20 protein-coding genes and 1 riboswitch are annotated in these 22534 nt (G+C 72.0%); of the genes, 5 read left to right on the forward strand and 15 right to left on the reverse strand.

What is annotated here, in order from left to right:
• Nucleotides 1–25 precede the first annotated feature (25 nt).
• The 6 genes from N4G66_RS27610 to N4G66_RS27635 form a co-directional block, all read right to left on the reverse strand.
• The gene (locus tag N4G66_RS27610) at nucleotides 26–790 is read right to left on the reverse strand and encodes an endonuclease/exonuclease/phosphatase family protein (protein WP_261706926.1); all 765 of its coding nucleotides are present in this window, start codon (nucleotides 788–790) and stop codon (nucleotides 26–28) included.
• A gap of 402 nt (nucleotides 791–1192) precedes the next feature.
• On the reverse strand, nucleotides 1193–2146 hold the full coding sequence (locus tag N4G66_RS27615) for an ROK family glucokinase (protein ID WP_261706927.1): 954 nt from the start codon (nucleotides 2144–2146) through the stop codon (nucleotides 1193–1195).
• 54 nt (nucleotides 2147–2200) lie between these two features.
• The gene (locus tag N4G66_RS27620) at nucleotides 2201–2686 is read right to left on the reverse strand and encodes a DUF5304 domain-containing protein (RefSeq protein ID WP_261706928.1); all 486 of its coding nucleotides are present in this window, start codon (nucleotides 2684–2686) and stop codon (nucleotides 2201–2203) included.
• A 93-nt stretch (nucleotides 2687–2779) separates the two neighbouring features.
• Complete coding sequence (locus tag N4G66_RS27625) at nucleotides 2780–3949, reverse strand: ArsA family ATPase (RefSeq protein ID WP_261706929.1); 1170 nt, start codon at nucleotides 3947–3949, stop codon at nucleotides 2780–2782.
• 434 nt (nucleotides 3950–4383) lie between these two features.
• Complete coding sequence (locus tag N4G66_RS27630) at nucleotides 4384–4824, reverse strand: SRPBCC family protein (RefSeq protein ID WP_261706930.1); 441 nt, start codon at nucleotides 4822–4824, stop codon at nucleotides 4384–4386.
• 124 nt (nucleotides 4825–4948) lie between these two features.
• A complete protein-coding gene (locus tag N4G66_RS27635; protein WP_261706974.1) occupies nucleotides 4949–5704 on the reverse strand; it encodes a metallophosphoesterase family protein in 756 nt (251 codons plus the stop codon).
• Nucleotides 5705–6042: 338 nt separating this feature from the next.
• On the opposite strand from N4G66_RS27635, the gene N4G66_RS27640 reads away from it, so the two are divergent.
• On the forward strand, nucleotides 6043–7839 hold the full coding sequence (locus N4G66_RS27640) for an AMP-dependent synthetase/ligase (protein ID WP_261706931.1): 1797 nt from the start codon (nucleotides 6043–6045) through the stop codon (nucleotides 7837–7839).
• 292 nt (nucleotides 7840–8131) lie between these two features.
• Here N4G66_RS27640 and N4G66_RS27645 read toward each other — a convergent pair whose 3' ends face one another.
• Nucleotides 8132–9274 carry a glycosyltransferase family 4 protein gene (locus N4G66_RS27645; RefSeq protein WP_261706932.1) on the reverse strand — a complete coding sequence of 381 codons (1143 nt, stop codon included), beginning with the start codon at nucleotides 9272–9274 and terminating at the stop codon, nucleotides 8132–8134.
• Nucleotides 9275–9416: 142 nt separating this feature from the next.
• Between N4G66_RS27645 and N4G66_RS27650 the strand changes: the two genes are divergently transcribed.
• Nucleotides 9417–10658, forward strand: coding sequence for a DUF2029 domain-containing protein (locus tag N4G66_RS27650; RefSeq protein WP_261706933.1), 1242 nt, complete (start codon nucleotides 9417–9419; stop codon nucleotides 10656–10658).
• On the opposite strand, the gene N4G66_RS27655 is transcribed toward N4G66_RS27650, so the two are convergent.
• Nucleotides 10619–11938, reverse strand: a complete 1320-nt coding sequence (locus tag N4G66_RS27655; RefSeq protein WP_261706934.1) for an MATE family efflux transporter — start codon at nucleotides 11936–11938, stop codon at nucleotides 10619–10621. The two genes, N4G66_RS27650 and N4G66_RS27655, sit on opposite strands and share 40 nt — an antisense overlap.
• Before the next feature lie 115 nt (nucleotides 11939–12053).
• On the opposite strand from N4G66_RS27655, the gene N4G66_RS27660 reads away from it, so the two are divergent.
• Nucleotides 12054–12578 carry a PadR family transcriptional regulator gene (locus tag N4G66_RS27660; protein ID WP_261706935.1) on the forward strand — a complete coding sequence of 175 codons (525 nt, stop codon included), beginning with the start codon at nucleotides 12054–12056 and terminating at the stop codon, nucleotides 12576–12578.
• A gap of 20 nt (nucleotides 12579–12598) precedes the next feature.
• Here the strand turns inward: N4G66_RS27660 and N4G66_RS27665 are convergent, their stop codons facing one another.
• The 5 genes from N4G66_RS27665 to N4G66_RS27685 form a co-directional block, all read right to left on the reverse strand.
• Nucleotides 12599–13834, reverse strand: a complete 1236-nt coding sequence (locus N4G66_RS27665) for a hypothetical protein (protein WP_261706936.1) — start codon at nucleotides 13832–13834, stop codon at nucleotides 12599–12601.
• Between the two features lie 77 nt (nucleotides 13835–13911).
• Complete coding sequence (locus N4G66_RS27670; RefSeq protein ID WP_261706937.1) at nucleotides 13912–14934, reverse strand: C40 family peptidase; 1023 nt, start codon at nucleotides 14932–14934, stop codon at nucleotides 13912–13914.
• Nucleotides 14935–15174: 240 nt separating this feature from the next.
• Nucleotides 15175–16209 carry a C40 family peptidase gene (locus N4G66_RS27675; protein WP_261706975.1) on the reverse strand — a complete coding sequence of 345 codons (1035 nt, stop codon included), beginning with the start codon at nucleotides 16207–16209 and terminating at the stop codon, nucleotides 15175–15177.
• 466 nt (nucleotides 16210–16675) lie between these two features.
• The gene (locus N4G66_RS27680) at nucleotides 16676–18025 is read right to left on the reverse strand and encodes an NYN domain-containing protein (RefSeq protein ID WP_261706938.1); all 1350 of its coding nucleotides are present in this window, start codon (nucleotides 18023–18025) and stop codon (nucleotides 16676–16678) included.
• 35 nt (nucleotides 18026–18060) lie between these two features.
• The gene (locus N4G66_RS27685) at nucleotides 18061–18300 is read right to left on the reverse strand and encodes a hypothetical protein (RefSeq protein ID WP_261706939.1); all 240 of its coding nucleotides are present in this window, start codon (nucleotides 18298–18300) and stop codon (nucleotides 18061–18063) included.
• A 153-nt stretch (nucleotides 18301–18453) separates the two neighbouring features.
• On the opposite strand from N4G66_RS27685, the gene N4G66_RS27690 reads away from it, so the two are divergent.
• Together N4G66_RS27690 and N4G66_RS27695 are read left to right on the forward strand one after the other, a co-directional pair.
• Nucleotides 18454–19209 (forward strand): rhomboid family intramembrane serine protease, encoded by a 756-nt coding sequence (locus N4G66_RS27690; protein ID WP_261706940.1) that lies wholly within the window; start codon nucleotides 18454–18456, stop codon nucleotides 19207–19209.
• A gap of 41 nt (nucleotides 19210–19250) precedes the next feature.
• Entirely contained in the window at nucleotides 19251–19532 is a 282-nt protein-coding gene (locus N4G66_RS27695) for an Lrp/AsnC family transcriptional regulator (RefSeq protein ID WP_261706941.1), read from the forward strand.
• A 39-nt stretch (nucleotides 19533–19571) separates the two neighbouring features.
• On the opposite strand, the gene N4G66_RS27700 is transcribed toward N4G66_RS27695, so the two are convergent.
• Nucleotides 19572–20933, reverse strand: a complete 1362-nt coding sequence (locus tag N4G66_RS27700; protein ID WP_261706942.1) for an aminotransferase class V-fold PLP-dependent enzyme — start codon at nucleotides 20931–20933, stop codon at nucleotides 19572–19574.
• A gap of 187 nt (nucleotides 20934–21120) precedes the next feature.
• Nucleotides 21121–21237: riboswitch (SAM riboswitch) on the reverse strand.
• Nucleotides 21238–21322: 85 nt separating this feature from the next.
• Nucleotides 21323–22387 carry an anthranilate phosphoribosyltransferase gene (gene trpD / locus N4G66_RS27705; RefSeq protein WP_261706943.1) on the reverse strand — a complete coding sequence of 355 codons (1065 nt, stop codon included), beginning with the start codon at nucleotides 22385–22387 and terminating at the stop codon, nucleotides 21323–21325.
• Nucleotides 22388–22534 lie beyond the last annotated feature (147 nt).

The raw sequence follows: 22534 nt of genomic DNA on the forward strand, positions 1-22534 counted from the left end.
GGACGCGTATTCAGGACGCGAGGACTCAGGACGCGGGGATTCTGAGGGCGGCCAGCACGGGCAGGTGGTCCGTGGCCGCCCTCAGGTCTGTCCCCGTGACGCCGGGTAGTCCGAGCGGCACCCCGCAGCCGAGGACCTCGACGCCGGGCGTGGCGAAGATCGCGTCGATGCGCCGGTCGGGTCCCGCGAACGTCCAGGTGTGCTCCCCGCCCCAGGGACGGGTCGCCCAGCCGTCCTGGAGCGTGCCCGCGAGGCGTCGGAACGCCGGTCCTGTCGGGCGTTCATTGAGGTCGCCGCCCGCGACGGCGTGCGGGGTGCCGAGTCCGGCGAGACGGTCCAGGAGCATGCCGCTCTGCTGGTGGCGCTCGTCCTTCTGGAGCGACAGATGGCAGCTCAGTACGCCGAGCCGGGCGCCCCCGAACCGTACGACCGCCGTGGCGAAGCCGCGCCGGTGCAGGCCCGGGGTGAGCGGGAGCAGCACGTCCTCGGTGCGCTCCACGGTGGCCCGCAGGGTGCACAGCAGGGCGGGGCCGGCGGCGGTGGCGCCGCCGGACAGAACGACCAGGCCGGAGGCGGCGGCGAGACGCGCCAGTTTCTTGCGCCAGCGGAAGAACAGCGGCGCCTCCTGGACCAGGACGAGGTCCGGTGCGCAGGCGCTGATCACACGGGCGAGCGCGGCGGTGTCGTCGCGCATCGAGCGGATGTTGTAGCTGAGCACGCGGATGACGGCCGAACCGTCGGATTCGGTACGGGACGCGGGCAGCGGACTGGCGGAAGGGCTGGTCGGCATGGCGATCAACATACGCGCTGAGAGCCCGCCGGAAAGGGCGAAGGACCACACGACTCCGCGGTCTTCGGGTGGCGCACGGCCCCGGGCTCATGGACACGGTCCGCATGGACATGGCCCGCATGGACACAGCCACACAGGGCGCACGGACACGGCCGGACAGCCCCGGGCGCACGGACATGGGTTCACGGCACCGGACTCACGGACACGGCGCACCCGGGGCGCCCCTGGTCGTACGCCCTGGGCTCCGGGGAGGCGGCACCGCACGCCACGTAGGCAAACGGGCGGGTGGAGCGCCGCTCTCGTGGCACCGGATCCCCTCGATCGGGTGAGGGCGGGATACGGCGGCGCCCGCCGTCCCGTGGGGGTGCGGCGGGCGCTGCCGTGCGACAGGATGTGCGGGCGCTACATGATCGGGTCGGGCTCCCGGGCCAGGTCCGCCGCTCCGACGAGACCCGCCTTGTTGCCCAGCTGGGCGGCGATCACCTCGGCGACCGGGCGCCAGTTGCCGCCGACCAGCCAGCGCTTGTACGAGTTGCGGATCGGGTCGAGGACCAGCTCGCCCTCGTCCGAGAGGCCGCCGCCGACGATGAAGGCGGACGGGTCGAAGAGGGAGGCGAGGTCGGCCAGACCCGCACCGGCCCAGCGGGCCAGCTCGCGGTAGGAGTCCACCGCGACGTGGTCGCCCTGGCGGGCGGCCATGGAGATGTGCTTGCCCTCGATGCCGTCGGGGGTGCCGTCACCGAGGCCCAGCAGGACCTCCGCGGCTTCCGGGGTCGCGTTCGCCCGCTGCTTGGCGTAGCGGACGAGGGCGCGCCCGGAGGCGTACTGCTCCCAGCAGCCCTGCGAGCCGCAGCCGCACAGCAGACCGTCCGGCACCATCCGGATGTGGCCGAACTCGGCGGCCACGCCGAAGTGCCCGCGGCGCAGCTTGTTGCCGATGATGATGCCGCCGCCGAGGCCCGTGCCCAGGGTGATGCAGATGACGTTGCGGTGGCCCTTGCCCGCGCCGAACTTGTATTCGCCCCAGGCGGCCGCGTTCGCGTCGTTCTCCACGACGACCGGCAGACCGACACGCTGCTCGACCTCAGCCTTGAGCGGCTCGTTGCGCCAGTCGATGTTCGGCGCGAAATACACCGTCGAGCGCTGGCGGTTCACGTATCCGGCGGCACCGATACCGACACCCACGATGTCGTGACCGGCGCGCGCGCCCTCCACGGCCGAGGCGATGGCGTCAATAATGGCCTGCGGCGTGGTCGGGGTCGGCACCTTGTGCGTCGAGAGAATGTTGCCTTCCTCGTCGACCACACCGGCCGCGATCTTCGTGCCGCCGATATCGACGCCGATGGTGAGTCCCATGAATCCCTCAGTTTCGGTCGAGCCCCGCTACGGCCAACCGTACCCGAGGGGCGATTAGTCCAAGTCGATGTGTTCGCCCGGACCGGACTCGTTTTCGCGGGATCCGGTGCCCTGAGCGGTCCAGCGGCGCTCCTGGTTCTCGACGGCCGAACGGTAGGCGGCGAGCAGCTCGGAGCCCGCGGCCGCGAGGTGGTCGAAGACCTCGGGGTTGCGCTCCAGCACCGGTTCCACGGCGGCCTTGGCCTGCTGCACGACCTGGTTGACCATCTGCTGGGCGGTCCCGGAGGCGACCGCGCCGAACAGCGGCGGCTGGAGCCCGGAGAGCTTGTCGGCGACGGCGTCGACGAGTTTGCGCAGTTCCTCGGCGGCCGAGCCGGGCGGCGGCCCGTGCTGGGCGCGACGACGGGCCTTCTCCGCGGCGAGGTCCTCCGCGCAGGCCGTCGCCCAGGCGTCGGCGTCGGTGGCGGGCGTTTCTTCGACGCGCACCTCGTCGGCCGTCTCCTCCTGAGCGGCGTCGGATGTGGGGCGCTCTTCGCTCATGGCGGGACTCCTGCCTACTTTTTTCTTGCCTTCGACGTTACCCGAACGGGGGTACCACGTTCACCGTGTCCGGCGCCCCGGATCACGGCACGGTCACTTCTCGCGCGGCCACAGCCCGGGATCGGGCGTGAAGCGGACGCGCAGCTCGCCCTCGCGCAGGGCCGCGCCCGCCACCGTGCAGCGGCGCAGCGCGGAGGGGAGCGGGACGATCCGGTGGAACTGGCCGACGGTGACGACGAGTTCGTCGCCGCGCCGGATGAGGTCGAGTTCGTCGCGTATCGCGCCGGGCAGCGGGATGTGCCAGACGAGCACGCCGTCGTCGGCGAGGTGGTCGGTGACGGGCCACTCGACGGGGGTGGGCGCGGTGTTGACGCCGGGCACGGGGAGCGCGGCGAGGTCGTCGGTGCCGCGCGGGTCGTGGCCACGGTGCGGGACCTCGTGGACCTCGTACGTCCCCTGCCACTCGTCCAGGGCCTTGCGCTGCTGGGCCGCGAGGGCCCCCAGCCAGGCGTCGGTGGTGGCGCCGGGCAGCACCCGGTTGGCGACCAGGCCGTCGACGGGCAGGCCGCGCAGGGCGAGGGCGGTGGCTGCGGTGCGGACCGCGTCGGCGCCGGCCGGTCCGGGCTCGGCGACCAGTCGTACGGTCGTGGCGCGGTCCTCGACGACGGCCTGCACGGCGGCCAGCTCGACGTCCCAGCGCCCTGCCGTCTCGTACAGCCACTCGGCGGGCATGGGCACGCCCGCGAGCCGCCCGAGGACGGGGCGCAGGGCGCGGGCCGCCTGGCGCTCCGGCGGGAGCAGGCGGCGCAGATACCGGCGGAGTTCCTCGGGCAGGGCGAGGAGGGCCAGGGCCTGGGGGGCCGGGGGAAGGTCCACGACGAGCAGGCCGTACGCCTCCGACAGCGCCGCGTCGCGCAGGGCGCGCAGCAGGGCGAGTTCCTCGGCGCCGGGGAGCGGGGTGACTTCCTCGGCGTCCAGGCGGGAGGCGCCGAGCAGGTCGAGGGCAGTGGTGGCGCGTCGCTGGAAGGCGGTGAGGTCCTCGCGGAAGCGGGCGGCGGCGTCGGGGCGCCAGACCGTGAGGCCAGGGGCGGCTTCCACGGGGTCCGGGCCGGTGGGGACGCCCAGGACGGCACCGAGGGTGTCGGTCCGGTCGGCGGTGAGCACCAGGGTGCGGGTGCCTTCCCTGGCCGCCTGCAGCGCGGTGGCCGCGGCGACGGTGGTACGGCCGGTGCCGCCTTGGCCGGTGATCAGGATGGTGCGCATGGGGGTGAACGCTACCGGTGCGGCGGCCTCGGCGGTTTCCGGGTTCCGGTCCGGTGGGTGGGTCGGGGTCGTGCCGGTACATCCGCCCGCATCCGAACGGATCCCACCGGCGATTCGAAGCGGGCGTGGCTGATGATCCGTCCGGCCTGCGGGCATTTGATGTACCGGCACGTCCCCTCCCGCGCGCTCCCGACTGCGGGTGGGTGGTGGCCAGGGTGCGTGGGTTTCAGCCCCTCCGGCGTTTGAGGAGCGGGGTCCGGGGCGGAGCCCCGGGTACGGGAAGGGCCGGGACGAAGGGGCGAGGAAGTGCTGTGGGCCCTGGCGGGTGCGGGGTGCGCTCCGGGGACTCGGCAAGCTGACGCCCGGGGTGTGGGTGCGCTCCGGGCACTGGGCGCGACGGCGCCCCGGGGTGTGGGGCGGGCGCCCGTGGGTGACTAGACCGTTTCCTCGACGCGCTTCTTCAGGCCTGCCAGCGCGCGGTCGATGATGACCTTCTCGGCCTTGCGCTTGATCATGCCGAGCATGGGGATCTTGACGTCGACGGTCAGCCGGTAGGTGACCTCGGTGGCGCCGTCGCCCGAGGGCTTGAGGAGGTAGGTGCCGTCCAGGGAACGGAGCATCTGGGACTTGACCAGGGTCCAGGAGACCTCGTGGTCGCCGGTCCAGGTGTAGCCGAGAGTCTGGTCGTCCTTGATGGCGCCGGCGTCCATGACGAGGCGGACCTGTTCGGCGCGGCCCTTCTCGTCCGTCCCGAGGACCTCCGCCTCCTTCACCTCACCCGTCCAGTCCGGATAGCGGGCGAAGTCGGCGATCACCGCCATGACGTCAGCCGGTACCGCCTCGATCGTGATGCTCGAACTGGTGTGTTCCGCCATCGCGGTGGCTCCTCCAGATGCGGTCCGGTGAGGGAGGTCGGTGCGCACGTGTGTGCAGCGTGAAGGCTACCGCGCACGGCCACGGGCACCGTCACCACACCTGGCGTTCACCACGGCCTCCGGCTCACCACTCCAGCGCCCAGGGCCGGCCCGACCCGGCGAAGTGCCCCACATTCACGCATTCCGTCGCCCCGATGCGCATCCGGCGGACGAGGGGCTGATGGACGTGGCCGAAGAGCGCGTAACGGGGGCGTGTACGCCGGATCGCGTCCAGCAGGGCACGGGAGCCGCGCTCGAAGCGGCGCGCCACGGTGTCGTAGACCAGCTCCGGCACCTCCGGCGGAATGTGGGTGCACAGGACGTCGACCTCACCCACCGCCTCGATCTTGGCCGCGTACTCCTCGTCGCTGACCTCGTACGGCGTCCGCATCGGTGTCCGCAGTCCCCCGCCGACGAAACCGAAGACACGGCCGCCGATCTCGACCCGCTCGCCGTCGAGGACGGTGGTGCCGGGTCCGGCGTACTCCGGCCACAGGGTCGGCATGTCGACATTGCCGTAGGTCGCGTACGTCGGTGTCGGGAACGCCGCGAACATCTCGGCGTACTGCTTGCGTACCGCCTTCTCGATCGCGGCGGCCCGGTCGGTGCCGATGCCCGCCCACAGCCGCGCGCCGAACGCGCGCGCCTCCTCGAAGCGGCGGGCCGTGCGCAGCTCGACGATGCGGTCGGCGTTCTCCACGCCGAACAGGTCCGGGAAGATGCCGCGCGCGTGGTCGGCGTAGTCGAGGAAGAGGACCAGGTCACCGAGGCAGATCAGGGCGTCGGCGCCGTCGCCCGCCCGGGCCAGGTCCCGGGCGTTGCCGTGCACATCGCTGACCACATGAATGCGCGTCCTCGGACGGCCGACCGGTGTGAATGCCATGACGATCAAGCGTAGGCCTGTGCGGCAAACGTGAACAGAGGCGGCCGGACCTGCGGTTACTGGCCAGTCAAGAAGGGCGTGGACTACTGTGCGCGAAGGAACGCCAACACGTGTGACGCATAGAACATCTCGCCGGGACCCCCTGTCGAAGAAGCCATACCGGCGGGTAACGTCCGGGCAGTCCAGTCGTACTCAGGATTTCAACAAGCGATCTCCTGAGTACCTGCCCGAGCCTTGGACCGCACCGTCGCATCACACAGAGTCGTGGCGTCGGCGCCCTATGAGGAGCAGCAGTCTTGCGCGAGTTCAGCCTTCCGGCTTTGTACGAGGTCCCTGCGGACGGAAACCTCACCGACATCGTTCGCAGAAACGCCGCGCAGCATCCCGACGTAGCCGTGATCGCCCGCAAGGTGGGCGGCACTTGGACGGACGTCAGCGCCACCACCTTCCTCGCCGAGGTGCGGGCCGCGGCCAAGGGCCTGATCGCCTCGGGCGTGCGGCCCGGCGACCGGGTCGCTCTGATGTCCCGCACCCGCTACGAGTGGACGCTGCTCGACTTCGCGATCTGGAGCGCCGGCGCCATCACCGTGCCGGTGTACGAGACCAGCTCCGCCGAGCAGGTGCAGTGGATCCTCGGTGACTCGGGCGCGACCGCCTGCATCGTGGAGCTGGCCACGCACGCGGCCTCCGTGGAGTCGGTGCGCGACCGGCTGCCCGCCCTCGAGCACGTCTGGCAGATCGAGGCCGGCGGCGTCGAGGAGCTGGAGCGCCTCGGCAAGGACGTCAGCGACGCCACCGTCGAGGAGCGCGGCTCGCTCGCCAAGGCGGACGACCCGGCGACCATCGTCTACACCTCCGGAACCACCGGCCGGCCCAAGGGCTGTGTCCTCACGCACCGCGCCTTCTTCGCGGAGTGCGGCAACATCGTGGAGCGGCTGCGCCCGCTGTTCCGCACGGGCGAGTGTTCCGTCCTGCTCTTCCTCCCGCTCGCGCACGTCTTCGGGCGGCTCGTGCAGGTCGCGCCGATGATGGCGCCGATCAAGCTGGGCTGCGTCCCGGACATCAAGAACCTCACCGACGAGCTGGCCGCGTTCCGGCCGACACTGATCCTCGGTGTGCCGCGCGTCTTCGAGAAGGTCTACAACTCGGCGCGCGCCAAGGCCCAGGCGGACGGCAAGGGCAAGATCTTCGACAAGGCGGCGGACACGGCGATCGCGTACAGCCGCGCGCTGGACACCCCTTCCGGCCCGTCGCTCGGTCTGAAGATCAAGTACAAGACGTTCGACAAGCTCGTCTACAGCAAGCTGCGCGCGGTCCTCGGCGGGCGCGGCGAGTACGCGATCTCGGGCGGTGCCCCGCTGGGTGAGCGGCTCGGCCACTTCTTCCGCGGCATCGGGTTCACGGTCCTGGAGGGCTACGGCCTCACCGAGTCCTGCGCGGCCACGGCCTTCAACCCATGGGACCGTACGAAGATCGGCACGGTCGGCCAGCCGCTGCCCGGCTCCGTGATCCGCATCGCCGACGACGGCGAGGTGCTGCTGCACGGCGAGCACCTGTTCCAGGGGTACTGGAACAACGAGGCCGCCACCGCCGAGGCCCTCGCCGACGGCTGGTTCCACACCGGTGACATCGGCACCCTCGACGAGGACGGCTACCTCCGCATCACCGGCCGCAAGAAGGAGATCATCGTCACCGCGGGCGGCAAGAACGTCGCCCCGGCCGTGATCGAGGACCGCATCCGCGCCCACGCGCTGGTCGCGGAGTGCATGGTGGTCGGCGACGGGCGCCCGTTCGTCGGCGCGCTGGTCACGGTCGACGAGGAGTTCCTGGCCCGCTGGGCCGAGGAGCACGGGAAGCCGGCCGGCTCGACCGCGGCGTCGCTGAGCGAGGACGCGGACCTGATCGCCGCCATCCAGGACGCGATCGACGACGGCAACGCGGCGGTGTCCAAGGCGGAGTCGGTGCGCAAGTTCCGCATCCTCGCCCACCAGTTCACCGAGGAGTCGGGGCACCTCACGCCGTCTCTGAAGCTGAAGCGCAACGTGGTCGCCAAGGACTACGCGAACGAGATCGAGGCAATTTATCGGGGCTGACGCCCGAGCGACCGGGTTCCGCCCCGGCCGGGAACAACACGGCTCGGCCCCCTTCGTTGGAGGGGGCCGAGCCGTTTTTCCGTACCGGCCGAGGTGTTTTCGGGGACCGCCGGGAACCGCCGTAGGCGGTGCGGGTCCTTCCCGGGCGGAAGGTGCATCGTGCTTGCTCGCGCAGTTCCCCGCGCCCCTGACGGGGCGCCCGTCAGGGGCGCGGGGAACTGCGCGGCCAGGCGAAGGCGGCCCGCAGGCGCCTGCGGACGGCAAGTGACACCCCGTAGGCGCACCCGGTCGGCTAGAGCAGCTCCCGCAGCCGCTCCGCCAAGAGGTCCCAGCGCCATTTCTCCTCGACCCAGGCGCGTCCCCGCTCGCCCATCCGGCGGCGTAGTTCGGGGTCGCCGAGGAGGGTGACGATGCGGTCGGCGGCCTCCTCGGAGGAGCCGCCGCGTACGACCCAGCCCGTCTCCCCGTCGAGCACGGCGTCCGGCGCGCCGCCCGAGTCGCCGGCGACCACCGGAAGGCCCGTCGCGGACGCCTCCAGGTACACGATGCCGAGCCCCTCGACGTCGAGCCCGCCCCTGCGGGTCCGGCACGGCATCGCGAAGACGTCCCCGGCTCCGTAGTGCGCGGGCAGCTCCGACCAGGGCACCGCCCCGGTGAACCGGACCGAGCCGGCGACACCGGTGTCGTGCGCGAGCTTGCGCAGCTCCTTCTCGTACGGCCCGCCGCCGACGATCAGCAGCACCGCGTCCGGCTCCTTGGCCAGGATCCGCGGCATCGCGAGCACGAGGGTGTCCTGGCCCTTCCGCGCGACCAGGCGGGAGACGCAGACGACGACCGGCCGGTCGGTGAGGCCGAGCCGGGCCCGGACCTCCGCGCCGCCCGAGCCGGGGTGGAAGGTCCGCTCGTCGACGCCGGGCGGCAGCTGGACCATGCGCGCGGCCGCCTCGGGGGTCAGCGCCGAGGCGATCCGCGAGCGCGTGTACTCCCCGAGGTAGGTGATCGTGTCGGTGGACTCACCGATCCGGCGCAGCAGCGTGCGGGCCGCGGGCAGCTGGGCCCAGCCGGCCTCGTGGCCGTGCGTGGTCGCCACGATCCGTCGCGCGCCCGCTCTGCGCAGCGCCGGAGCCATCAGGCCGAGCGGGGCCGCCGCCCCGAACCACACCGACGTACAGCCGTGTTCGCGCAGCAGGCCGACCGCCCGCCGGGTGGTGCCCGGCGTCGGCAGCAGCATGGTCGTGCGGTCCCGTACGACGGTGAAGGGCTGCTCGGCGTCGAACGCGGCGGTCGCCTCGGCGCCCTCGCGGCCGCGCTTCCACGTCGAGGCGTAGACGACGAGTTGCCCGGGGTCCAGGCGCAGCGCCATGTTGTGCAGAAAGGCCTGGATGCCGCCGGGGCGGGGCGGGAAATCGTTCGTCACGATCAGGGTCTTGTGCATCGTGTTCGACACTATCGAACCTATACTCACAGCTCCGCACGGCCGCGCTCGACGGCTCGCACACAGACCGGCGCGTCACCCTGGGTCCGCGAAGAGCACGGCGGCGACACACACCGTTTCCGGACGAAGAGGTCAGGTGGGCATGACGGGGGCACGGAGCACGAGGTTCCCGTTCGGCGTGGCCGCACTGCTGGGAACCTGGGGCCTGACCAGGCTGATCCTGCTCCTCTTCGTGGCCAAGGTGTACGTCTTCCCCGGTCCGGACGTCACCAGCGACGTCGCCGTGATCTACCACGGCTGGTACGACGTCCTGCGGCACGGCACCTTCCCGCAGAACGACGTGACCTGGCAGTATCCGCCGGCCGCCGCCCTCGCGATCCTCTCCCCCGGCCTACTGCCGTTCCTCGACTACCCGCACGCCTTCTTCGTGCTGGCCTTCGTCGCCGACCTGGTGGTGTTCGGGCTGCTCCTGTACGCGGGCTCACGCTCCGGCAGGACGCTGCGCGGCGCCTGGGTGTGGATGATCGGGGTTCCGCTGCTCGGGCCGACCGTGTACGCCCGCTACGACGTGATGGTGACGGCCGTCGCGGTCGCCGCGCTGCTCGCCGGAGCCCGCCATCCCCGGGTGATGGGGGTGCTCACGGGCTTCGGCGCGATGGTGAAGGTGTGGCCGGTGCTGCTGCTGCTCGGCGCCGTGCGCCGCCGGGCCTGGGTCTCGGCCGCGGCGACGGTGGCCGGGACCGCGGCGCTGTTCTGGGCGACGATGCCGGGTGCGTTCGCCTTCCTGACCGCCCAGCGCGACCGCGGCACCGAGGTGGAGTCGCTCGGCTCCCTCGTCTTCCACGTGGCCCGGCACCACGGCTGGAACGGGCGGGTGCTGCTCAACTACGGCTCGGTGGAGTTCGTCGGCCCCTACGTCGACCTGGTGAGCACGGCGGCCCTGTTCCTGACCGGGCTCGCCTTCGGCTGGCTGCTGCTGTGGCGGCTGTGCGCCAAGCGGTTCCTGCCGCACACCCTCGCCGACGCCGCGTTCGTCGCCGTCCTGATGTTCACCGCCACCAGCCGGGTCATCAGCCCGCAATACCTGGTGTGGCTGGTCGGTATCGCGGCGGTCTGTCTGTGCTTTCGCGCGAGCCGGATGACGGTGCCCGCCTGTCTGGTGCTGGTCGCGTGCCTCGTGACGGTGCTGGAGTTCCCCACCTGGTTCGCGGATGTCGTGGGCAGCACCCCGCTCGGCGTCACTCTGCTCGTCATCCGCAACGGCCTGCTGGTGATCGCCGCGCTGCTCGCCGCCCGGCAACTGTGGCGGAGCTCGGTCTCCGAGCCGGCTCCGGCACTCCCCGCTCAGGCGGCCCGCACCAAGGAGACCCTGGCGTCCTCCTGACGCCGGGTCCGACGGGTCCAGAGCCACAGGACGGCGCACTGCACCGTCATGGACAGCGCGAGCGCCAGGCAGACGCCCGGCAGCCCCAGTCCGGACAGGGCGTACGCGAGCGGGAGCTGGACCGCCGTACCGGCCAGCGTCACCCGGAGCAGCACCGGCGCTCCCCCACTGCCTTCGAACACCCCGCCGAGGGCGATGAAGCAGGCCATCAGCAGCAGGTAGGGGCCGACGCAGCGCAGGAACAGCACGCCGTCGTGGGCGACCGCGGGGCCGGCGCCGAAGGCCCGCATGATCCAGGGCGCCAGGGCGCACAGGAGCCCCGCGGCGAGCAGGCCGACGGTCCCCGAGACGAGGACGGCCTGCCGTCCGATGGCGCCCCGCTCGTCGCGGCCCGCGCCCCGGGTGTGCGCGGTGTGGATCGAGGCGGCCTGCCGGACCGCGTAGAACGCCATGGTGGCGACGTACATGACCTTGTACGCGATCGCGTACGCCGCCACCGCCGTCGTCCCGAGGCGGGCCACGATCGCGACCAGCACCAGGGCGCCGCCCTGCCGCACCGTGAAGTCGGCGGACATGGGCAGACCGGTGGTGAGGGTGCGGCGCAGCGCGGCGCCGGTGGTCTCGGCGGGCGTCGCGGTCGCGGCCTCGGACAGCAGCGCGTTCCGGCGCAGGGCGCGCAGGCCCGTGACAAGGGCCACCGAGCGGCACAGCACGGTCGAGACGGCGGCCCCCCGGACGCCGTACGCGTGGATGAGGAGCGGGTCGAGGCCGAGGATCAGGCCGTTGGCCAGCAGGGCTAGGCGCATCGGGGTGCGGGTGTCGCCGGTGCCCTTCAGGATGCCGTCGACGAGGTTCTGCGCGAAGAAGACGGCGATGCCGGGCAGCGAGACGGCGAAGTACTGGACCGCCAGGGTCAGCGCGCGTCCGTCGCCGCCGAGCACCAGCCGGGCCGGCGGCTCGCGCAGCAGATAGCCGCCGAGGGCGATCACCGGCGTGAGCGCGGCGCACAGCGCCCAGCCTCCGCGTACGGCCGCCCGGAGCGCGCCCGGGTCACGGGCGCCCCGGGCGTGCGCGACCAGGACGGTGGTGCCGGAGGCGAAGACCAGGGCCACGCCGAGCAGCACGTTCTCGGTGTTCGTGGCGACGGCGACGGCGGCCACCGCGTCACCCCCGAGCCGGGAGACCCAGACGGTGTTGATGATTCCGGCGGCGACGGAGGCCAGCAGCGAGAGGTAGACGGGGTGGGCGAGCGCTATGAGCTGCTTGCGATGGGCGTTCACAAGGCCTCCCTCGATACGAGCTACCTCGTTTCGAGGTAGCTCGGTAAGAGGTACCATGGCCGCTCGAAACCCCGCAAGCACCGGGAGCACGGGACACGAGTGAGGAGCCGACCGGATGCTGGAGCTGTCGATCCTGGGCTTTCTGTACGGGGAGCCCCTGCACGGCTACGAGCTGAAGGAGCGCATCAAGGCCCTCAGCGGCCATGTCCGCCCGGTCAGCGACGGTGCCCTCTACCCGGCGATCACCCGCCTGGTCGCCGCGGGCATGCTCGACCAGCACACCGAGCCCGGCAGCAGCGCGGCCCCGCGGCGCATCCTGTCGCTCACCGGCAAGGGCCGCGAGGACCTCCTGGAGCGGCTGCGCCACCCCAAGCAGGCCGAGATCACCGACCACGTCCGCTTCAACACCCTGCTGGCGTTCCTGCGCCACCTGGACGACCCGCGCGAGCAGGCCGCCGTGCTCCGCCGCCGCCAGGAGTTCCTCCAGACCCCGGCGAGCTTCTTCTACCGGGACGGCCGGCCCGTGCGCGCGGAGGAGGCCGACGACCTGTTCCGGCAGGGCATGCTCCGGGTGGCTCGGGCGACCGGCGAGGCCGAGCGGGCCTGGCTCGCGGAGGCCATCCAGCGGCTCGAGGACTGAGAGGACCGAACAGTCCTGCGTCAGCCGAGTTGGTCCTTGAGGTACTGCCGCCACAGCCGGGTGAACCGCTCCGCCGTCGTGTGCAGCACGTCCCGCAGCGCGCCCTCGACCGCCCCCGCCCGCTCCCGGTGGTCGCCCACCGCCCGGTAGAAGTCGTTCAGCCGGACCTCACCCCAGTGGTCGGCGATCAGCCGGCAGGCCATCCAGCCGCCCTCGTAGGCCCGCGCCAGCCGGCCCGCGTCCGAGGCGAACCCGAAGTCCCCGTCCTCGGGCAGCGCGCCCGGAACCTGCCCCTCGGCCACGGCGCGCTCCAGTTCCGGCGCCACCTGCCCCGGCGCCCGCCCGCTGCCGCGGTAGCCGACCCAGTCCGCGTACCCCTCGGAGAGCCACAGCGGGGTGGCGGCGGTGGTGTGGGCGCGAGTGGCGACATGCGTGGTCTCGTGGGTGAGCACGACCTGCTTGCCGAAATCGCCGAGAACGCCGTACGCGTCCGGGTTGACGATGATCCGGTCCGCGGGCGCCTTCGCCGAACCTCCCCCGGCCTCCGGCCGGGGGGACCCCCCTTTCGCCTCACTCACCTCCCCGGTGGTGACCGCCGCGATCCCCCGGTACCCGGACGCCGGAGCCCCGAGCAGTCCCGCCATCCCCTCCAGCGACTTCGGTACGAGGACGACGACGTGCCGCGTCCAGTCCGTGCCCCAGGCCTCCGACACCGCGGGCACGGCATGGTCCGCGAGATCCGCGAAGGAACGCAGCCGCTCGCCGGACTGCCCGACCCCGAGGACGAGGCTGCGCTCACCCCGTACGGCCGTCACGGCTCCCTGGTCCCACAGCTGGTCGCCGCCGCTGCCCGCGGGCTCGTCGGAGGTGACGCGCCAGGCTCCGGCGGCGTGGGTCAGCCGCAGGGTGCGGTCCACCGTGACCGGTGCGGCGTCGTAGCCCTCTATGCGGTAGCGGAGCTGGGCGTCGGCGGTGGCACGGTCACCGGTGCGGCGCAGATCGTTCAGACGGTAGGACCAGCCCGCGAGCGGCACGTCGCGCAGGTTCGCGAAGCCGGTGCCGGCGCCGGCCGCCGCCCCGGTGGCCCGGAACGCCGCCTCGTCCCGGTCCAGGACCGCGGTCGCCCGCCGGTCGAGGACCCGCTGCACCTCGGCCGCCGCCCCGTCCGAGGGCGCCCGGCCGCCGCAGCCGACGAGCACGGCGAGCAGCAGCACCAGGGAGAGTCCCGCTCGCGACGTACACCTTCGACCAGCCATCCTCCCGATCGTACGGTGCCCGTGCCCGCCCGCCGGACCGCGTGAGGGATCCCTCCCGGCGGAGGCCGTCCGCCCCGTCAGACCCGGGTGACGGACGAGATCGGCATCATCCCGACCGGGTCGTAGCGCACCGGGGCGCCCGGGTAGGGCGCGTGGATCACCTGGCCGTTGCCCACATACATCCCGACATGGCCGGCGTCGGACCGGTAGGTGACCAGATCACCGGGCCGCGCCTGGGAGAGCGGCACCTGCCGTCCGGCGTACCGCTGGGCCTGCGAGGTGCGCGGCAGACCGACCCCGGCATGCGCGTACGACCACTGCATGAGGCCCGAACAGTCGAAGCCGCCGGGCCCGTTGGCGCCCCACACGTAGGGGCGGCCGAGCGCCGACCGGGCCGCGGCGACGGCGATGGCCGCGCGCGACGAGGACGCGACGGTGTCACCGAGGCCGGGCAGTCCGGCGCGCTCCGAGCGCGACGCCCGGTCGTAGGCGGCACGGTCGGCGTACGGCAGCAAGCCGAGCAGCTGCCGCGCCTTGGCCAGTTTGCCCTCGATGACCTGCTTGTTCCGGGCGACGACCGTGCGGCTGCGCTCCAGTTCGGCGAGTTTCCCGTCGGCCTCCTCGCGCTCCTGGGCGAGGTCGCGCAGGGCCAGCCGGAGGTCCTTGAGTTCGCCGGCCTGGCGGGTGCCGATCCGGTCGAGCGCGGAGGCCTTCTCGATGTAGTCGTCCGGGCTGTCGGAGAAGAGCAGCGCGAGGGAGGGGTCGAGGCCGCCGGAGCGGTACTGCGCCCCGGCGAGCGAACCCAGCGCGTCCCGCATGGTGTTGACGCGCTCCTGCTGCCGGGCGATCTCGTCCTGTGCCGTGCCGATCTGCTCGCGCAGCGCGTCACCGCGCTCGTCGGCCCTGTTGTACGCCTCGGTGGCCTTCTCCGCCTGGGCGTAGAGGCGGTCCACCTCGGCGCGGGTGTCGTCCTGCGGTGCCGCGGAGGCGGGCAGGGCGCCGAGTGCGGCGGCCGCCGCGGACATCACGCAGGCGGCGACGCCGAAGGCGCCGGCGCCCCGGTCGAAGCCGGTCGGTGCAAGGCGGCGATGGAACCCCACGGGTGGCCGCTCTCCCTTCCGCTGACGGTCCCCCGCCGTCGGGGGATCGCGCCAGACAGTAGCCGCGCGACTACGCGCCGGCCAAAGGCTCCCGCGGGCACACAAAGTGACGCCCCGCCGGAGACGCAGGTCACCGACGGGGCGTGAGGTCAGAGGGAGTTGTCGTAATTCGCCCGTTTGGGCGGAGCGACAGGAGGTCCCTGGGGGCGGCGGACGTCCGTACCGGACCGCCCGTCCGGATCAGATCCGGACGCCGAACTGGAAGGGCATGTTGGCGATCGACTCGTAGCGGACGACCGCGCCGGTGTGCGGGGCGTGCAGGACCTGGCCGTTGCCCGCGTAGAGACCGACGTGGTGCTGGTCGCCGTAGAAGATGACCAGGTCGCCGACCTGCAGAGCGCTCTGCGAGTAGATGCGGGTGCCCGCGTTGGCCTGGGCCTCCGAGGTGCGCGGTATGGTCACGCCGGCCTGGGCGTACGCCCAGGAGGTGAGGCCCGAGCAGTCGAAGGAGCTGGGGCCGGAGGCGCCGTAGACGTACGGCGAGCCGATCGCGCTCTTGGCGGCGGCGAACGCGGCACCGGCGCGGCCCGAGGCGGCCGGGGTGTCGCCGAGGTCGACGCGCTCGCTGGCGCGGGTCGCCCTGTCCTGCTCCTGGGAGGCCAGCGCCGCCTTCTCCTGCGCCGTCAGCGAGTTCAGGAGCTTCTGGGCGGCGCCCAGCTTGGTCTGGACTTCCTTCTTCTTCTTGGCGAGCTCGGCCCGGGTGTCGGCGAGGTCCTTGAGCTTCGCGGAGGCCTCGGAGCGCTGCTGGGCGAGCGAACGCTGCTTCTCCTGGACCTTCTTGAGCGACCCGACCTGCTGGGCGCTCAGCTGGTCCATGGCCGAGGCCTTGTCCAGGAAGTCGTCCGGGTTCGAGGAGAGGAAGAGCGCCACGGAGGGGTCGATGCCTCCGGTGCGGTACTGGGCGCTGGCCATCGAACCGAGGCCGTCACGCAGGTCGTTGAGCTCCTGCTGGCCGCGGGCGACGTTGTCCTGGAGCGTGCTGATCTGCTTCTGCAGCTTCTGCTGCTTCTCCTTGGCGCCGTCAAGCTTCTCAGTGGCCTGCTCGGCCTCTTCGTAGAGCTTGTCGACCTTGGTCTTGACCTCGTCCTTGTTGGGCTTCTCGGACGGCGCGGCATTGGCAGCGTTGGCGCTGAGGACAACGGCGGCAGCGGCGGCTGTGGTGAGCACGGTCACACGGGTGCGGCTCGGCTGCTTGGGTCGACGGTGGGACGCCACGAAGGCGAGCTCCTTCTTCCTCCAGCCGCCTGCCGAGAACGCCGACGGGCGGTGCCCCTCCACCGTCACTCCTCATGAGTGATCACCCTAGTTGGAGGTTCGAGGCATGACCCTAGTGACCTACTTGTGATCAGTTCAAATCCAAACCTGAAAATTCTTTGTCACCGAGCGCATTCTTTGCAATCAACTCACCTGCAGTGATGTCCGCTTGACACTACGTCGCGTGAAGGTCCGACTAATTCGGGCATCAGGCCCAGAGGTTACGCATGGTACGTAGGTGGCTGATGCGACTTACGCCACGGAACGCCGTCCACGCGAACCCCGTGTCCAGGAGCGGGAAATGGTGCTCCCGAAGCACGCCGGAAGCACCACGGGGAAACGTCACGGAAGCGGACGAACGGGAGGAAGCACACGGAAGGAAACGCGCGAAAGGAGCACGAAGGAGGAAAGGAACGAAAGGGATTGCTCAGCCGCGCGAGAAGCGCTTGAGGAGCACCACGGACGCCACCGGCCGGGCGCCCGCCTTGGCGATCCCGTCGGCCACCTCACGGTCGGTCGAGACGACGATGACCGGCCGGCCGGGCGGTTCGGCCCGCACCAGCTGACGGATCAGCTCGTCCGCCGTGACACCGGGCTTGGAGAACAGCACCCGCACCCCGCGCGGCGGCGCGAGCAGCACCGGCGCGGCCAGCTCGGCCCCGTCGAAGACACAGGTGACCTCGGCGCCGGTCTGCGCGGCCAGCTGCGAGAGCTGCCCGAGCAGCCTCAACCGCTGCTTCTCCAGCGGCATCTGGGGATAGCCGGTCTTGGTGACGTTGTAGCCGTCGACGACCAGATGCGCCTGGGGCAGCGCGAGCAACTGGTCCAGGATCGCGGGGTCGTTCTCGGACAGCGCGCGGGCGGCGATGTCCTTCGGCGTCATCCGTCCCGGCTCGACCGCCTCCACGGTCTCCGCGGGCCGGACGGAGACGGGGGGCAGCGCCAGTTCCCGGCGCAGGCCCTGGGCCGCGTCCAGCACGGTGTCGAGCAGCAGCCGCACGCGCATGTCCTCGACGCTGCGCCCCTCCCGGGCCGCCTTGCGGGTGGCCTCCAGGGCGGCCTCGGCCTCCGAGAGGCGTGCCTTGAGCCGCCGGGTCTCGCTTTCGGTGGCGGACACCTGGGTCTGGCTCTCCGCCTTCGCCGCGTCCGTCTCGGTCTGGAGCTTGCGCAGGGCCGCCTCGCCGCGCTTGACGTCGCTGAGGGCACTGCGCAGCTTGCGGTGAAGCGATTCCGCTTCTTTCCTGGCCGACTCAAGCTCCGTGCGCAGCCGCTCGGTCTCGGCCCGCGTCTGCCCGCGGGCCTCCGCGAGTTCCGTGCGCAGCCGCTCCAGCTCGGCGCGGCTCTCCTCGTCTGCGCGCTCGGCGTCCGCCCGCAGGGCCTCCTCGCCCGCGGCGGTCACCAGTTTCACCCAGCCCGCGGGGCGCAGCACATAGGCCGCGGCCGCCACGTCCAGCGGATCCGCGGCCGGGGGCGGCGCGCCGGAGTCCAGAACCCCTACGAGCTCCGGCCGGGCCTCTCTCAGCTTCTCGGCGATGCGCTGTCTGAACAGCGGGTCCGTCTCCAGTGCCGCCGCCATGGCGTTGCCGGCGAACTTGGCCCGCCGGCTCGGGGTGAACCGGGCGTACTGCCTCAGCTGGACGGGCAGTTCGGCCATCGTCAGCGCGCCGAAGCCGTCCGAGACGATCTGCACGACGCGCCGGCGCACGCCGTCGGGCAGCGGACGGTCGAGCACCTCGGCGGTGCCGTCGTCCGGCTCCCCGCCTGTGGTCTCCACCATCCGTTCACCCCAATATCCGTGCGGGGCCCGCTCCGTCAGGAGCCGGCGCCCGGCCTGTCCACGAGTTCGACCTGATCCACCGCGTTGCACCAGCGGCACCGCACCGACTCGATGGTCTCACTGACCACCTCGCGCTCCTCGACCTTCGGCTCACCGGCCAGGTCGAGGTGTACGTACTCGACGACCTTCGAGGAGCGGGTGACGTCGAAACGCGTGAGGTTGCCGCAGAGGGCGCAGCGCCAGCGGGTCTTGGCGTCGGGCAGGGGAACTGTCATAGGGCGGTCGCTTTCCTTCTAGTGTCCGTCCGGCACCGGTCTCCCGGTGCATGTGGCTCGTAACCCTACGGCCTGGCGGGTACTCGACGCTCGGCTGTCCGCGGCGGCGAGGCGGTCTGTGTGCATCGGTGCGGTTACGTCATGCTCTGCACCATGATCGGCAATTGGAGTGCGGCGGTCGGCAGGGCGCTGCGGGGTCAGTCGGCGCCGGTGACGTACGGGCTGATCGTCCTGTGCTGTCTGATCTTCGTGATCGGTCCCGCCTCGGGCCTCGATCCCGCGTACGGCACCGGGGACGAACTGCTGGTCGCCCAGCGGGCGTACTTCCGCCGCTGGGGCGTGGTCCCGGCCGACCTGTTCGGCGGGGCCCCGCGCGAGGCGCTCACCCCCGCCACCGCCCTGTTCATCCACGGCAGCTGGCTCCATCTCCTGGGCAACATGCTCTTCTTCTACGTCTTCGGGCTGATGACCGAGGAACGCATGGGCCATCTGGAGTTCGCCCTCTTCTACCTGGGCTGCGGATATCTGGCTCTGCTCGGCTACGCCGCCGCGAACGCCACCTCGCAGCAGTCCCTGGTCGGGGCCTCCGGGGCGATCTCCGCGGTACTCGGGGCGTTCCTGTATCTGTTCCCCAAGGCCCGGGTGACCAGTCTGTTCCCGTTCCTGTTCTTCCTGCCGCTGCGGTTCCCGGCCTGGGTGGTGCTGCCGTTCTGGTTCGCCCTGCAGTGGCTGGCGGCGGGCCGCAGCGCCTCGGGTCCGGGGGTCGCCTATCTGGCCCACCTCGTGGGCTTCTCCCTGGGTTTCGTCTACGCGTGGGCGCGGTTCCGCCGCCGTACGGCCGCCGTGCCCGCTCCGGGGGTGCTGCGGGAGGCCCCGGTGGATCAGCCGGGCCAGGTGGACCGCGAGTAGGGTGAGATCCCCAGCAGCGGCCCCTAGGGAGAGAACCAGCCGTGATCACCGCGATCGTCCTCATCAAGACCAGCGTGGACCGGATCCCCGAGATCGCCGAGTCGATCGCGTCGCTGGAGAGCGTCAGCGAGGTCTTCTCCGTCACCGGCACCTACGACCTGATCGCGATGGTCCGGGTCAAGGCCCACGACGACCTCGCGGACGTCATTCCCGGCAGGATCAGCAAGATCCCGGGCGTCGAGGCGACGGACACGCACGTGGCGTTCCGTACGTACTCCCAGCACGACCTGGAGGCGGCGTTCGCGATCGGCCTGGACTCCTGACCGACGGAACACCGCCTCGGGGCTGAACCGCTTCGGGCGTCAGACCGCCGGGACGCAGCGGCCGCCCTCGGTGCGGTACTGCCAGCGCGCGCCGTCCCTGACGAGCTCGCGCACCGCGCGGACGAACCGCTCGACGTGCTCATCGGGGGTGCCGGCGCCGAAGCTGACGCGGATGGCGTTGAGGGACTTCTCGCCGGGGGCCGCCTCGGGGGCGCCGCACTCCCCCTGGGTCCCCGGGTCGCTGCCGAGCAGCGTGCGGACCAGCGGGTGGGCGCAGAAGAGGCCGTCGCGGACACCGATGCCGTACTCGGCGGAGAGCGCGGCCGCGAAGTGCGAGCTGTTCCAGCCCTCGACGACGAAGGAGATGACGCCGACCCGCGGGGCGTCGTCGCCGAAGAGGGACAGGACCCGGACCTCCGGGACCTCGGCGAGGCCCGCGCGGACGGTACGGATCAGGTGCTGCTCACGGGCGACGAGGGTGTCGAAGCCCTCCTCGGTGAGCGCCTTGCAGGCCGACGCGATCGAGTAGGCGCCGATGACGTTCGGCGAACCGGCCTCGTGCCGGGCGGCGCTGTCGTGCCACTCCACGTCCACGCCGCCGTCCGTGCGCCGGGTGACCTTGCGGCTGGCGCCGCCGCCCGCGAGGTAGGGCTCGGCGGCGAGCAGCCAGTCGGAGCGGCCCGCGAGGACACCGGAGCCGAAGGGCGCGTACAGCTTGTGCCCGGAGAAGGCGACCCAGTCGACGTCGAGGTCCTGGACCGACACCGGGTGGTGCGGGGCGAGCTGCGCGGCGTCGAGGACGATGCGGGCGCCGTGGGCGTGCGCGGCGGCGGCCAGCTCCCGCACCGGCCACAGCTCCCCGGTGACGTTCGAGGCGCCGGTGACGCAGACCAGGGCCGGTCCGTACGGGTCGCGGCCGGCGAGGGCGTGCTCCAGGGTGGCGACGGCCTCGCCCGGGGTGCGCGGGGCGTTCAGGTACGTCACCCGGGCGTCGCGCCAGGGCAGCAGCGAGGCGTGGTGCTCGGTCTCGAAGACGAAGACCTGGCAGTCGGCCGGGAGCGCGGCGGCGAGCAGGTTGAGCGAGTCGGTGGTGGAGCGGGTGAAGACCACCTGGTCACCGGCGCGGCAGTCGAGGAACTCCTCGACGGTCCTGCGGGCGTTCTCGAAGAGGTCGGTGGACAGCTGCGAGAGGTAGCCGGCGCCCCGGTGGACGCTGCCGTAGTACGGGGCGTACGCGGCCACGTCGTCCCACACCCGCTGGAGGGCGGGCGCGCTGGCGGCGTAGTCGAGGGCCGCGTAGGTGACCTCGCCGCCGGTGACGAGCGGGACGGTGACATCCCGGCCCAGAACGGCCAAGGGGGCACAAACGGTCTGGTCGGCGGCAACGGTGGAGACAGACATGGCGAGCTCCTGTGAGAGGCAGGCGGGATCACCGCGCGAGCCGGCCACCCGGAGGCAGGGCTCAGCGCGGGAAAGGTGAAAAGGGTGTGCGGAGGCGGGGCTCGGCGCCCTATCGCATTCGCTTGCTCACAGAAGGCTCCCTCGAACGACCAGGACCCCTGGTTGCATCCGCCCGGAGGGCGGGAGGGGTCCGCGCTTGCCGTAGGCCTCGCTGCCTACGACCTGGTCTTCACCCGGGGCACCCCGCCACGGACGGAGGGTTGCCGGACAGCCGGCCGGGGCCTGATGGCTGTCACTCATGACCTGGTACAGCATCTTGCCAGAGGATCTTCCACACGCAAGGCGCAGTCCGGATCCTGGACTGCGCCTTGCTCCGTGCCGGGTGTGGATCAGGCGTTGCTGGCGGCCACCCAACGGTCGAGGGTGCGCTTCGCGGCGCCCGAGTCGATCGCCTCGGCCGCCTTCTCCATTCCGTCGCGGAGCTGGTCGGCGAGCGACGCGCCGGTCGGCGACAGGGCCACCAGGGCCGCCGCCGAGTTCAGCAGGACCGCGTCCCGTACGGGCCCCCGCTCGCCGTCCAGCACGCGCCGGGCGACCTCCGCGTTGTACGAGGCGTCGGCGCCGCGCAGGGCCTCCACCGGGACGATGTCGAGCCCGACGTCGCGGGGGTCGAAGCGCTCCTCGGTGACCGAGCCGTCGCGGACCACCCAGACGTGGGAGCCCGCGGTGGTGGTCAGTTCGTCGAGGCCGTCGTCGCCGCGGAAGACCAGCGAGGAGTTGCCGCGCTCGGCGAACACGCCCGCCACGATCGGCGCCATACGGGGGTCGGCGACCCCGACCGCCTGGGCCTTCACCCGTGCCGGGTTCGTCAGCGGACCGAGCACGTTGAAGGTCGTCCGGATGCCCAACTGCCCGCGTGCCGCCGCCACATGACGCAGTGCCGGGTGGAACTTCACCGCGAAGCAGAAGGTGATCCCGGCCTCCTCGGCCACCTCGGCGACCCGCTTCACCGTCAGCTGGAGATTGACGCCGAGTTTCTCCAGGACGTCCGAGGAGCCGGACGCGGAGGACGCGGCCCGGTTGCCGTGCTTGACGACCTTGGCGCCGGTGCCGGCCACCACGATCGAGGACATCGTGGAGATGTTCACGGTCTTCGCGCCGTCGCCGCCCGTACCGACGATGTCGACGGTGTGTCCGGGCACCTCGATCACATTGGCGTGCTCGTACATCGCCCGGACGAGTCCGGTGATCTCCTGGACGGTCTCGCCCTTGGCCCGCAGGGCCACCACGAACCCGGCGATCTGCGCGTCGGTCGCCTCGCCGCGCATGATGCGGTCCATCGCCCAGGCCGTGTCGTCCGCGCTCTGGTCGCGGCCTTCGAGCAGGCCGTTCAGTACCGCGGGCCAGGAACGGCCCGCCGCGGTGTCGCCTCCAGCGGGGTTCACAGCGCTCATGGTCGCTCCTGGGTTCGTAGGTCACGCGGTCTCGGGTGACGCGGTGGCAGGTGACGCGGGGTGGATCACCCCGCACCACGGGGTGAGTCCACCCTATCCAGCCCGGCAGACGGCAAAGAGCCCCGTCCATGCAATGGACGGGGCTCC

This window comes from Streptomyces rhizosphaerihabitans (assembly GCF_025399795.1).
Classification (GTDB): domain Bacteria; phylum Actinomycetota; class Actinomycetes; order Streptomycetales; family Streptomycetaceae; genus Streptomyces; species Streptomyces rhizosphaerihabitans.

Bases quoted from the DNA above. Each gene is read 5' to 3' on its own strand.
- N4G66_RS27645 (WP_261706932.1), bottom strand. From the start codon at position 9,274: ATGCACAAGACCCTGATCGTGACGAACGATTTCCCGCCCCGCCCCGGC.
- N4G66_RS27700 (WP_261706942.1), bottom strand. From the start codon at position 20,933: ATGTCTGTCTCCACCGTTGCCGCCGACCAGACCGTTTGTGCCCCCTTG.
- N4G66_RS27680 (WP_261706938.1), bottom strand. From the start codon at position 18,025: ATGGTGGAGACCACAGGCGGGGAGCCGGACGACGGCACCGCCGAGGTG.
- N4G66_RS27630 (WP_261706930.1), bottom strand. From the start codon at position 4,824: ATGGCGGAACACACCAGTTCGAGCATCACGATCGAGGCGGTACCGGCT.
- N4G66_RS27690 (WP_261706940.1), top strand. From the start codon at position 18,454: ATGATCGGCAATTGGAGTGCGGCGGTCGGCAGGGCGCTGCGGGGTCAG.
- N4G66_RS27660 (WP_261706935.1), top strand. From the start codon at position 12,054: ATGCTGGAGCTGTCGATCCTGGGCTTTCTGTACGGGGAGCCCCTGCAC.
- N4G66_RS27685 (WP_261706939.1), bottom strand. From the start codon at position 18,300: ATGACAGTTCCCCTGCCCGACGCCAAGACCCGCTGGCGCTGCGCCCTC.
- N4G66_RS27625 (WP_261706929.1), bottom strand. From the start codon at position 3,949: ATGCGCACCATCCTGATCACCGGCCAAGGCGGCACCGGCCGTACCACC.
- N4G66_RS27615 (WP_261706927.1), bottom strand. From the start codon at position 2,146: ATGGGACTCACCATCGGCGTCGATATCGGCGGCACGAAGATCGCGGCC.
- N4G66_RS27610 (WP_261706926.1), bottom strand. From the start codon at position 790: ATGCCGACCAGCCCTTCCGCCAGTCCGCTGCCCGCGTCCCGTACCGAA.
- N4G66_RS27620 (WP_261706928.1), bottom strand. From the start codon at position 2,686: ATGAGCGAAGAGCGCCCCACATCCGACGCCGCTCAGGAGGAGACGGCC.
- N4G66_RS27665 (WP_261706936.1), bottom strand. From the start codon at position 13,834: ATGGCTGGTCGAAGGTGTACGTCGCGAGCGGGACTCTCCCTGGTGCTG.
- trpD (WP_261706943.1), bottom strand. From the start codon at position 22,387: ATGAGCGCTGTGAACCCCGCTGGAGGCGACACCGCGGCGGGCCGTTCC.
- N4G66_RS27650 (WP_261706933.1), top strand. From the start codon at position 9,417: ATGACGGGGGCACGGAGCACGAGGTTCCCGTTCGGCGTGGCCGCACTG.